13 protein-coding genes are annotated in these 10357 nt (G+C 61.0%); 3 read left to right on the top strand and 10 right to left on the bottom strand.

The features are described 5' to 3' along the window. Nucleotides 1-1035: methyl-accepting chemotaxis protein (locus ASH01S_RS16615; RefSeq protein WP_157067208.1), on the top strand; the 1035-nt coding region annotated here is incomplete at its 5' end. Between the two features lie 88 nt (nucleotides 1036-1123). Here ASH01S_RS16615 and ASH01S_RS16610 read toward each other — a convergent pair. The 4 genes from ASH01S_RS16610 to speE form a co-directional block, all read right to left on the bottom strand. Next, nucleotides 1124-1480, bottom strand: coding sequence for a small, acid-soluble spore protein, alpha/beta type (locus ASH01S_RS16610; protein WP_067929562.1), 357 nt, complete (start codon nucleotides 1478-1480; stop codon nucleotides 1124-1126). Continuing rightward, nucleotides 1477-1977, bottom strand: a complete 501-nt coding sequence (locus ASH01S_RS16605) for a DUF1934 family protein (protein ID WP_067929561.1) — start codon at nucleotides 1975-1977, stop codon at nucleotides 1477-1479. The genes ASH01S_RS16610 and ASH01S_RS16605 overlap by 4 nt, the downstream gene beginning before the upstream one ends. A gap of 128 nt (nucleotides 1978-2105) precedes the next feature. Next, nucleotides 2106-3017 carry an agmatinase gene (speB, locus tag ASH01S_RS16600; RefSeq protein ID WP_067929560.1) on the bottom strand — a complete coding sequence of 304 codons (912 nt, stop codon included), beginning with the start codon at nucleotides 3015-3017 and terminating at the stop codon, nucleotides 2106-2108. Further along, nucleotides 3014-3847, bottom strand: coding sequence for a polyamine aminopropyltransferase (speE, locus tag ASH01S_RS16595; RefSeq protein ID WP_067929559.1), 834 nt, complete (start codon nucleotides 3845-3847; stop codon nucleotides 3014-3016). Before speE ends, speB begins: the two co-directional genes overlap by 4 nt. 221 nt (nucleotides 3848-4068) lie before the next feature. Here speE and darT point away from each other — a divergent pair, with 221 nt between their 5' ends. Both darT and darG read left to right on the top strand, forming a co-directional pair. Continuing rightward, nucleotides 4069-4713, top strand: a complete 645-nt coding sequence (darT, locus tag ASH01S_RS16590) for a type II toxin-antitoxin system toxin DNA ADP-ribosyl transferase DarT (protein ID WP_067929558.1) — start codon at nucleotides 4069-4071, stop codon at nucleotides 4711-4713. Nucleotides 4714-4732: 19 nt separating this feature from the next. Continuing rightward, nucleotides 4733-5773, top strand: coding sequence for a type II toxin-antitoxin system antitoxin DNA ADP-ribosyl glycohydrolase DarG (gene darG / locus ASH01S_RS16585; RefSeq protein WP_067929557.1), 1041 nt, complete (start codon nucleotides 4733-4735; stop codon nucleotides 5771-5773). A 163-nt stretch (nucleotides 5774-5936) separates the two neighbouring features. Here darG and ASH01S_RS16580 read toward each other — a convergent pair whose 3' ends face one another. The 6 genes from ASH01S_RS16580 to ASH01S_RS16560 all read right to left on the bottom strand — a co-directional run bounded on the left by ASH01S_RS16580 (nucleotide 5937) and on the right by ASH01S_RS16560 (nucleotide 10207). After that, nucleotides 5937-6215, bottom strand: a complete 279-nt coding sequence (locus ASH01S_RS16580; RefSeq protein ID WP_067929556.1) for a FeoC-like transcriptional regulator — start codon at nucleotides 6213-6215, stop codon at nucleotides 5937-5939. Nucleotides 6216-6269: 54 nt separating this feature from the next. Beyond that, nucleotides 6270-8444, bottom strand: a complete 2175-nt coding sequence (gene feoB / locus ASH01S_RS16575; protein WP_083517291.1) for a ferrous iron transport protein B — start codon at nucleotides 8442-8444, stop codon at nucleotides 6270-6272. A gap of 93 nt (nucleotides 8445-8537) precedes the next feature. Next, nucleotides 8538-8774, bottom strand: coding sequence for a FeoA family protein (locus ASH01S_RS16570; protein WP_157067207.1), 237 nt, complete (start codon nucleotides 8772-8774; stop codon nucleotides 8538-8540). Nucleotides 8775-8937: 163 nt separating this feature from the next. After that, nucleotides 8938-9555, bottom strand: a complete 618-nt coding sequence (locus ASH01S_RS16565) for a DUF4440 domain-containing protein (RefSeq protein ID WP_083517290.1) — start codon at nucleotides 9553-9555, stop codon at nucleotides 8938-8940. After that, nucleotides 9552-9779, bottom strand: a complete 228-nt coding sequence (locus ASH01S_RS19345) for a GrpB family protein (protein ID WP_281178241.1) — start codon at nucleotides 9777-9779, stop codon at nucleotides 9552-9554. Before ASH01S_RS19345 ends, ASH01S_RS16565 begins: the two co-directional genes overlap by 4 nt. 62 nt (nucleotides 9780-9841) lie before the next feature. Continuing rightward, entirely contained in the window at nucleotides 9842-10207 is a 366-nt protein-coding gene (locus ASH01S_RS16560; RefSeq protein WP_083517288.1) for a TetR-like C-terminal domain-containing protein, read from the bottom strand. Nucleotides 10208-10357 lie beyond the last annotated feature (150 nt).

Genomic DNA, 10357 nt, shown 5'->3' with positions numbered 1-10357 from the left:
TACATAAGAACAGGAGACTTTCGCGCCCGGGACCTGGATGCAGCGGGTCACACCGACTTGGTTCACGTGGTGCAAGCGCTTCAGGAGGCAAAGGCAGGTGTGCGCCGCATCTTGGAGCAAATGCAGCAAGCGGCGAACGACATCAGCAACGGCATCGAGTCCCTGCGTGAAAGCGCACATACCACCAGCCAAGCCTCGGAACAAAACGCGTCCGCGATGACGCAAGTCATGATGGCTGTGGACGAGGAGAGAGCCTTGACCAACCAAACTGTCTCCGCGATGCAGGAGACCATGCAGAGTGTGGCGTCCATCCAGGCATTGATTGCCAAGACGCAAGACCTTTCCTCCGCCATGATGGACAACGCGGAGCAAGGAAAGGCGCAGATGTCCGCAGCCACCGATCAGATGAAAAAAATGGAGCAGGAAGTGGAGCGGGTGCGGCAGAGTACACAGGCGCTGGAACAATCCGCCCACCAAGTGACGGACATTGTGCAGGCGATGCAGTCCATCGCGGCGCAGACGCACATGCTCGCCCTCAACGCCGCGGTCGAAGCGGCACGGGCCGGCAACGAAGGCAAGGGCTTCGCCGTAGTGGCGGCCGAGGTGCGCAAGCTCGCCGAACAATCGCGCCGCGACGCGGATACCGTGCGCCAGGTGGTGACCGACATGGTCACCCACGTGCAAGCGGCGGCCGCATCCATGGAGGAGGCGGCAAGCACAGTGATCAACACGTCGCAAGCGGTGCGCGCCTCCGAAGATACGTTTCTGGGCTTAGCCCAGGACGTGTTGGAACTCCAGGATGGGATGCGCACCATCGAGACGGCGGCCCAGGCCATCCGCAGCCACACCGAGCGGGTTGCGGAACAGATGCCGGTGCTGCAGAAGGCGGCCGACGTGCAGTCGCAATCGGTAGCGGAAGTCGCTGCCGCGAGTGAAGAACAGGTGGCCATGATGGAAGAAGTGGCCTCGACGGTGGACGAGATCAGCCGCATGGCCGGTCAGTTGCGCGCTGCGGCGGGACAGTTTCGGTGGTGAAGGTGCGTTCAGCGGGCGATGTGGCATCGCCCGCCTTGTCCGCATTTGGGCAACACGGCGCGGATAGTCCCGCCGCCCGATTTGCCGATCATTTGCTTGGCTTTTCGGAGCCTCGGTCGCGCCTCAGCAACTCGTCGGCGCGCTGGCGCAACAGGGCGCCGAATTTCCCACACTGCGCCGTCGTGGCGCGGCCGAGATCGCCCGCGAGGTACTCGTAGAGGCCCAGTTCCCGCGCCACCTCGGCGCGCATGCGCTCCATCAGGCGCGCGCGCTCTGCGGCCAGCGTTTCCCGCTCGTTGGCTGGGCACGCAGCGCTTCCGGCCCGCCGCTTCCCTTCGACGGGCTGCGTGCCGCCAGCACGCCCGACGGCGGCGCGGGCCGGGCCGCCACGCTGTGGGCTACGTGCGGGTTGGCGCTTGGCAGGCGCGTTGCCACGCCGACTCATCGCACATCCCCCGGACCGCCACTCGCATGCGCAGCGCACGCATCCAACTGCTCTAGCGTGAACACGAGGTCAATCAGGTCGGCCTCCGCTGGGTCCGTGTCCCGCCCCAGCCCCATCCGGCAGCGGACGCGCACCTCCCCGCCGTCGGGGCACAGCCGCACGTCCATGGCCTCTACGGCCACGGCGACCGGGATCGCCCGTCCTTGCACATGCAGCTCGGAATAGGTGGTGCGGCCGGGAACGAAACGGTGTGTCCAGGTTACTGGCCCCCTGCGCATCCAGGTCAGCGCCCCCGGCTCCAGCTTGAGGGCGCTTTGCCCAGCAGGGCTGCCCTGTGCGGCCTCCGCCGGCTCCTGATAGACAAACCAGTGCGATCCGCCTTTCTGCCGCCACCGTGCGTCTTCGATGCACGTTTCGAGGGCGTCGGGGCCCGACTCGACGCGCCGCCAGCGGATGCGCACGCGCCGTTCGGGGGCGCCTTCCTCGTACCACCACATGCTGAATCTACCCCTTGTCCATCCGCCAATAGTGCGCCTTCAGCGGCCTGCGCCGTTGACGCCGCCAGGCACTTTCCGCCTGAGCGCCCCGCCCGGGGCCTGCAAGCGCCCAAGCGGCTGTTGCAGGCCTACGCGCTGTGCACAAACGCGAGCAGTGCCTCGCGCACCAGCTTCGCCGCCAAAATCTGCGTCTGTTCGGACGGATCGATAAGCGGCGAGGTCTCCACCAGGTCAAAGCCCACCACATTCAGCTTCGCCAACTCGGCCATGACCGCAAACCCTTCGCGCGGGGTGATGCCGCCGTGCTCCGCCGTGCCCGTGCCGGGGGCGTGGGCGGGATCGAACACGTCGATGTCCCAGGTGACGTACACGGGATAACCCATCAACTCGGGCAGCACCTGCTGCAACGGCGCGAGCACGTCAAACGGGAAAAAGTGGGTATGCTCGCGGGCCCACCGAAACTCCTCGCGCGTGCCGGAGCGGATACCGAACTGGTAGACCCTGTCCGGGCCGATGGCGTCGCACACCTTGCGGATGACGGTGGCGTGCGAGTACGCCTCGCCTTCGTACGATTCACGCAGGTCCGTATGCGCGTCCAGGTGCACCACGCGCAAATCGGGGTGCGCCTCCCAGGCGGCGCGCAGGGCGCCCCAGGAGGCCAGGTGCTCGCCGCCCAAGCCGAGCGGAAACTTGCCGGCTGTGTACAGGGCACGCACGTACTGGTAGATCTTCTCCACGCTCGCCTGCGGATTGCCGAACGGCAGCGGGATGTCCCCGGCGTCAAAGTACCGGATGTCCGAGAGGTCGCGGTCGAGGTATGGGCTGTACTCCTCAAGCCCAATCGAGACCTCGCGGATGCGGGCCGGTCCGAGACGCGTGCCGGATCGAAAGGAGACCGTCCAGTCCATGGGCATGCCGTAGATGACCGCTTGCGCGGCGGCAAAGTCGTCGCTGGCGGCGATGAACACGTTGCCGCTGTACGCAGGGTCAAACGGACGGCCGATGCCGCCCGGCTGCCCGGGTGCCCAGGGATGGCTCATCCCCGAGTCAACTCCTCGACAAAGGGCGGCAGGGCGAACGCGGCTTGGTGCACCTGCGGCGAATAATACTTGCAGTCCGTCACGCGGGCCGGCTGGGGCGCGATCGGGTTATACTCCTTGCTGCCGAGGGTAAAGCTCCACATACCCGTTGGGTAGGTCGGGACATACGCCAGATACAGGTGAGTCTGCGCGAATACGCTCGAGACGTCCCTGAAGACCTGGCGAATCAAGTCCTGGTGGGTAAACGGCGACTCGGTCTGGGCGACAAACAGGCCGTCTGCGCGCAGCGCCCGGTGGACCGCCTGGAAGAACTCCTTGGCGAACAGGCCGACCGCGGGACCAACGGGATCCGTCGAGTCCACGAGAATGACGTCAAACTCGTCGGGGTGCTCCTCGACGTAGCGGATGCCGTCGGTCACCTGCACGTCGACGCGGGCGTCCGAGAGGCCCTTGGCGATGTGCGGGAAGTACCGTTTGGACGCTTCAATCACGCGCCCGTCGATCTCCGCCAGCACGACGCGCTCGACCGAAGGGTGTTTGAGGATCTCCCGCACCGCGCCGCCATCGCCGCCCCCAATCACCAGGACGTTGTTGGGATTGGGGTGCGTGTGCATCGGCACGTGGGCAATCATTTCATGGTAGACAAACTCGTCCTTGTCGGTGGTCATCACGCAACCGTCGAGGACAAGCAGGTTTCCGTATTGAGCGGTTTCGTAAACGGCGAGCGACTGAAACTCGGTCTGCTCGCTGTGAAGGGTCCGGTTGACCCGGAGTCCGAGCGACAGGTTCTCGTTCTGCAGCTCGGTGAACCACAGTTCCGGCTTCGGCATGGGCGCGGCCTCCTAGCACAGTGCAGTCAAATTGCCGTCCGTATTATACCAAACTGTGAAGGTGAGAATGTGACAGGTGCGGCAGAGTTCGGAGGAGACACGTCCATTGTCGGCAGTCGGACACTGTGGTATATTGAGTTACAATAAGTAGCATTTGCCTGGTACAAGGGTGTGGGCATGATGGATGAACTTGGGCCATTCTTTTCTCCAGTTAACGGTCAATGAACAGAGGAATCCCTCGACCAATACCGATATACCATTTCACCCATGTTAAGAATCTGGAATCCATTCTGCGTCACGGGGGATTACAGTCAACGTCCCACTTGCGTGAACGTGGTATTCCTTACAAGGATATCGCCTACCGGAGTGTACAGAGAAGACGTGGAACGAAACCGGTTCCTGTAGCTCCGGGAGGCGTACTCCATGACTATGTACCCTTTTACTTTGCACCAAAGTCTCCTATGATGTATACAATCAATCGTGGCAACGTGGAAGAGTATCAAGACGGTCAAGAACCTCTGATTTATCTGGCAACTACTGTTGAGACAATTCAACAGGCGAAGCTTACGTACGTTTTTACGGACGGCCACGGCATCATGCAGATTACGGGGTTCTATAATGACCCTGAAGATTTAATGAGGATTGACTGGCCACTGATGAAGAGCAAATACTGGGGGGACACGGTTGAAGACCCGGATCGTTCCAGACGTCGGCAAGCAGAATTCCTAATTCATAAATTCGTACCCTGGAATGTCATCTCATTTATTGGTACCTACAGCAAGAGAATGACTGACTACGTCCGCGACTTGATGAAAGATACCGCTGGCACACCACGAGTGGAGACGAGACGTCAGTGGTATTACTGATACCAGGGGGTGAGCATGGATGATTCGGTTCAAACAAGGCAATCTCTTAGAGGCTGATGTCGAGGCCTTGGTAAACACCGTGAACTGCGTCGGGGTAATGGGTAAGGGGATTGCTCTTCAATTTAAGCAAGCCTTCCCGTCGAACTTCAGCGCCTACCAAAGGGCGTGCAAAGCGGGCAAGGTTCAGCCAGGTTCCATGCTCACCGTTCAGATCTCGTCAGTGACAAACCCAAAATATGTGATTAATTTTCCAACCAAGCGGCATTGGAAGGAGAAATCACGTCTCGCAGACATCGCATCGGGTCTCAAGACCCTGACCGCTGAGATCCAGCGACTTGGAATTCGATCCATCGCCATCCCCCCTCTTGGCTGTGGCAATGGAGGGCTCAACTGGAGGGATGTCTCGAGATTGATTGAACAGGCCTTTGCCGAACTACCTGAGGTAGAAGTATGGGTTTACGGACCTTCAGGAAGTCCCGAGCCTGACCGTATCAGGATTGGAACTTCTTTACCCAGGATGACGACAGCGAGAGCGTTGCTGATAGCGGCTATGGAGCTATACTCGACTCCTGGTTACCGCTTGTCCCTACTGGAAGTTCAAAAATTGGCGTATTTCTTGCAAGAAATGGGTGCGCCCCTAAAACTCAACTTTGTCGCCCACCTTTATGGGCCGTACGCCGAAAATCTGAATTACGTTCTGCAAAGGATCGAAGGCCATTTTATTCGCGGATACGGAGATCGAAGTAAAGAAGCACAAATTTACTTGCTTCCAAAGGCCGCGGAACAAGCCCGCGCAGTCTTGGCTTCAGATCCCGCCTCACTGGAACATCTGAGCCGCGTCCAACAAATCATTGAAGGATTCGAGACACCCTACGGAATGGAGCTGCTGGCTACGGTCCACTGGCTGTGCCACAAACATCCATCGATCAGGTCGAATCCTGAGCGAGTCGTCGAGGCGGTCCACAATTGGAATGAGCGGAAAAAACGGCTCTTTCAACCCGTACACATCCGGATCGCCCTGGAGCACTTGGTTCAGGTTGAAGCCTTCCGCAAGAACTGACTCGTACCCAAGGAGTCGACGTTTCTTCGCCTTTCCAGTTCACGAACCAGGGTAAGAATAGGGTTGCAATCCCCGATTGAGGCTTGCGGCACTTCATGGTTTGCTCTTGCAGGGCCGGGTCTGTATCTGCCTGCATCCCCCGCACTGCGGCGGTGGCCATCCCTCACTTCGTCTCCCCGGCCCGCCCATAGGCGTGTGCCACCTTGCGCAGCGACGACTCGTCCTCCATGCACAGACCCTGGAACGCGCAGCGGTTGCAGTGGTGCGTCGGGTTGGCGCAGCGCTCAATCTGCCCCACCGCGTTCTCCGTCAGGCGGCCCATGCGCTTGAGCTGTTCAATCCCCGCCCGCACCAGTTCCGGCGACACACCGACAAACGACGCCAGCTCGTCCATCGTCCACACCTTGCGCTCGGCAAACGCCGCTTCGATCTTTGACAGCACCGCGAGCGCCTCCTCTCGCCCAGGCCGCCCAGACGGCCGACCGGCAGACTCGCTTCATATCTGCAGCCCGAAGACCATCCCGACGCGTTCCAGCAGCAGCCCCAGCCCAAACGCCACCGCCACGTTCACGATGATGCCAGCCGCCGTCCACCTCCAGCTGCCGCTCTCGCGACGCATCTGGATGACCGTGGACAAGCAGGGCACATAGAGCATGTAGACCACCAGGTAGGTGAACGCCACCAGCGGCGTCATCGCTTGTGTCAGCAAATGCCCGAGCGATCCGTCCGTCCCCGCTCCATACAGCACGCCGAGCGTGGAGAGCGTCGTCTCCTTGGCGACAAAGCCGAACAATATGGCAATCATCAGGCGCCAGTCAAACCCGTACCACCGCCCCACCGACTCCAGCCAGTGCCCTACCTGCGCCGCGTACGACTGACCGACCGGCGCGCCCATGGGGAAGTACGTCAGTGCCCACGTCAGGAGCGTCGCCCAAATCAGGAACATCCAGATGCGGCTGATGAACATCCACACACGGTGCCAGGTCGGAATCAGGATATTGCGCACGGACGGCACGTGATAGCTCGGCAGCTCAATCAGCAGCGGCGCTGGATCGGTCGGCAGCACCGTCCGGCGGTACAGCATAGCCGATCCCGCCACCACCCCGAGACTGATGAGGATGAGCGCCATCATCACAAACGCGCCGCGCGTGCCCGGGAAAAACGCCGCCGTCATGACCGCCATAACACCGAGCCGCGCGTTGCAAGGAATGAACGGGATCACCAAATTGGCCAACAGGCGATCCCGATGGTTTTCCATCACCCTCGTCGCCGCCATCGCCGGCACATTGCACCCGTACGCCGAGACCAGCGCGAAAAACCCTTTCCCATGCAGGCCAATCCCCTGCATCAACCGGTCCACCAACACCGATGCCCGCGCCATATAGCCGCTGTCCTGGAGAAGCTGATAGATGGCGAAGAAGATGGCCATGTAGGGAACAAACGACAACACCGCCCCGACGCCGGCAAACACTCCGTCGACCGTCAGGCTCTGCACATAGGCCGGGGCCCCGACAGCCGCCAACCCCTTGGCGACAAGCTGTCCTAGCCACCCCATGCCGTTGCCCACCCAATCGGAGAGAGGCGCGCTGGCCACAAACGACAGCCAAAAGGCAGCAAAAAATACAACCGCCATCGCCGGGTAGCCCCAAAACCGATGCAGCAACACCTTATCCAGCCGCTCGCTGAAGGTCTGTTTGGCGAGCGGATCCCGCCGCACACAGTCGGCGAGAAGATTCGCGATGTGGTTGTACTTCGCGTCGGCGATGCGCATCTCGAACTCCTCGTGCTGGGCGCGCAGGCGCTCAAGAACCGCCGGTTCTAGGGCCAACGCCTGATTTCCCAGCTCCACCTGGACACCCGCTTGCTGTGCGCAGCAGGACAGCGCAAGTTGCACAGCCGCCTGGCCCTGCGGGATGACGCGCACCTCGCGCGTCACCTCTTCGTCGCCCTGCAGCAGCCGCAGCGCCATCCACTCAGGGCGGAAGCGGCCGACACCTGCGGCCGGCTGTGCGCCCGCCACCACCGGCGATACGGTGAGGCCCCGGGCGCGAGAATCCCCTGCACCCGGGGCGATGCCGGGCCCAGGGACGGCAGCGGCCAACTGCGACGCGAGCGGATCCAACACCTCGCGCAGCTCCTCCGAATACGGGACCACCCAGGTGTTGATGGGGACAACTTCCCGCCCGCCGATGCGTTCCATCCACGCCACCAACTCCGTGAGGCCCACGCCCCGCGCCGCCACCGTCGGCACCACAGGCACCCCGAGCCGCCGCGACAGGGCGGCCGCGTCCACGGTAATGCCCTGGTCTTCGGCCACGTCCACCATGTTCAAGGCCACTACGACGCGCGGTGTCAGTTCCAACACCTCGAGCGCGAGAAACAGATTGCGCTCCAAACTCGCCGCGTTGACGACCACAATCACAGCGTCGTACGGCTCATACAACAGGAAGTTGCGCGTCACGAGTTCATCGCGCGCGTAGGCTGTCAGCGCGTACGTGCCCGGGAGATCCACCAACTCTATGAGGTCTCCCACCGCTCCCGAACGCACTTTGCCGATGATGTATTCCACAGTGGTTCCCGGCCAGTTGGCAACCTCTTGATGAGCGCCCGTCAGCGCGTTGAACAGTGTGGTTTTGCCCACGTTCGGGTTCCCCACCAGTGCAACTCTCACGCTAGCTGCCCCCGATCTCTATCCACTGAGCGAACCGTCCAACAACCCAACGTCCACTCCCGCGTCCCCGACAGCCTGCCTCAATCCAGTCGGTCAGCCTACTACACAGACCCAAACCCTATCCGCGTCGTGGCGCCGGATGGCCAACCGAGTGCCGCGCACTTCAATCTCCAGCGGCCCACCGAGCGGCATGCGCCGCACCAGCACAAGCCGGCTGCGCGGCGTAATGCCGAGCGAGAACAAGCGGTTGCGAAACTGCGGTGGCCCCGCAAGGTCCTGAACCTCCGCCTCGGCGTTGACGCTCAGTTGTGACAGTTGCACGGTCCGCATCCAGATGGCCACTCCCTTGCCTTGCCGGGAACCCTTTTTCCGCTCATCCTGACGACTCGTTATCTGTGATTATAGCACAAAAAGTTGATCAGTCTGATCATCTTTTGGCTCTTGTTTTCCCTTGTAAAGCATATTCGTTTGTACACACTAATGACCTACAGTTTCAGAGGTCACAGTGTAGTTCCACATGCTGTTTTGAGAGAGAGGATTCAACGTAGCTGCGGATCAACTGCCAGCCGGCCGATTCCCTGCGGAACGTTTCAACGAAGAGATTGACCTCCTTCGTGGGCTTTCCATCCAGTTCAAACGTCACCCAATACACCGCGAGGACTTCGTTTTCATCGACCGGAGTGACGACAAGCTCGTGGAAGTGCCACTTTGGGCTTCTTCCCGCGTATGACTGGAACGCTTCGCGCCAACCGCTGTAGGCTTCGTCATAGCCCCAATCGGAAATCTGGTTTCCGGGATATGCCCAGCGAGCCCGCAATTCCGGAGAACAAAAGGCGCTCACGCGTTCCGCGTCACAGTCGTTCCACGCAGTCTGATATTGGGTGAAGAAACTCCGAAAATCGGACAACAATTCCGACAGTCGCCCCGTCCCGTCGAATGGCTTCTGGCGGACCTCATCGTCCCACTGCACCGGCGTCACGGTTCCGCGAGCCCAATCACTCCGAAGCATGGTGTAACTGATGGAATCGGCATACGTTCCGTCCGCTTTCGGCCACGCGGCCAGGTGGTGGGCCTCCTTGACGTAGTTGCACTTGCGGAACGTTCTCCTCATCGCGGCATTGTCCTGCCTGGTTTCGTAGCCAATGTCGGCCAATCGGGTGAGACCTCATCATCAACAAGCGAAAAATCGTCCACCGCCACGGCAATGTCGATGATGCGCTTGGCCGGCATGCCAGGGATGGATGTACTGCCCACGTGCTCGATTCTCCGGACGCGGCTCCCAATGGCAGCGAGGATATGGTCCTTGTCTGCGAGAAACTCCTCCGCCCGCCGGATTGTAGTCGCACAGCACCACAGGATGAGTCAAAAAATCACCCCTATTCCGAATCATACCGCATTCATCCTCGCAAGCGGACCAGCGGCAGGAAAATGTCGTCCACAATCTCCACGATGGCCTCTTCTGGCAGCTCCGAGTGGGTAAAGAACAGCTCGTGGCGGACCAAGTCCATGGGCAGAGACGCCATCCGCAGCGTGATGTGATCCACGCGGACCTCTCCCCGAGCGGCGGCGCGTTTCAGGATGGTCATCATCGTTTCCGTGCTCACCTGTCGGATATACAGATACGCCGAGACCGGAAGGTATTCGGCCATCAGGCCGTGCAATGTGCTCATGCCAATGGCCTGTACACGCTGGGACACGTGCCGAAGCAGGGCCAGCACGTCGCTGCGCAGATCGCCGGTGTCTGGGGCGTAGCCGGATACGATGGGGCCATGTCAGCGAATGGCCGCAAGGACGAGTTCAGCCCCCCGTATTTCGTGCCCACTGTTGAGCGCATTTCTATTTTCGACAAGAATTTCGCCAGCCGGCGTGGAATCCAGTAGATCGTTACCTCCCTGGAGCAGGAGGATTTCGAG

The organism is Alicyclobacillus shizuokensis NBRC 103103 (genome assembly GCF_001552255.1).
Classification (GTDB): domain Bacteria; phylum Bacillota; class Bacilli; order Alicyclobacillales; family Alicyclobacillaceae; genus Alicyclobacillus_G; species Alicyclobacillus_G shizuokensis.
Note: the sequence above shows the minus strand (reverse complement) of the source record. Positions and strands in the feature narration are given on the sequence as shown.

What these genes read in the sequence shown, in the direction of transcription:
- ASH01S_RS16610 (WP_067929562.1), bottom strand. Translation starts at nt 1,480, where the DNA reads ATGAGTCGGCGTGGCAACGCGCCTGCCAAGCGCCAACCCGCACGTAGC.
- ASH01S_RS16605 (WP_067929561.1), bottom strand. Translation starts at nt 1,977, where the DNA reads ATGTGGTGGTACGAGGAAGGCGCCCCCGAACGGCGCGTGCGCATCCGC.
- speB (WP_067929560.1), bottom strand. Translation starts at nt 3,017, where the DNA reads ATGAGCCATCCCTGGGCACCCGGGCAGCCGGGCGGCATCGGCCGTCCG.
- speE (WP_067929559.1), bottom strand. Translation starts at nt 3,847, where the DNA reads ATGCCGAAGCCGGAACTGTGGTTCACCGAGCTGCAGAACGAGAACCTG.
- darT (WP_067929558.1), top strand. Translation starts at nt 4,069, where the DNA reads ATGAACAGAGGAATCCCTCGACCAATACCGATATACCATTTCACCCAT.
- darG (WP_067929557.1), top strand. Translation starts at nt 4,733, where the DNA reads ATGATTCGGTTCAAACAAGGCAATCTCTTAGAGGCTGATGTCGAGGCC.
- ASH01S_RS16570 (WP_157067207.1), bottom strand. Translation starts at nt 8,774, where the DNA reads ATGCGGACCGTGCAACTGTCACAACTGAGCGTCAACGCCGAGGCGGAG.
- ASH01S_RS16565 (WP_083517290.1), bottom strand. Translation starts at nt 9,555, where the DNA reads ATGAGGAGAACGTTCCGCAAGTGCAACTACGTCAAGGAGGCCCACCAC.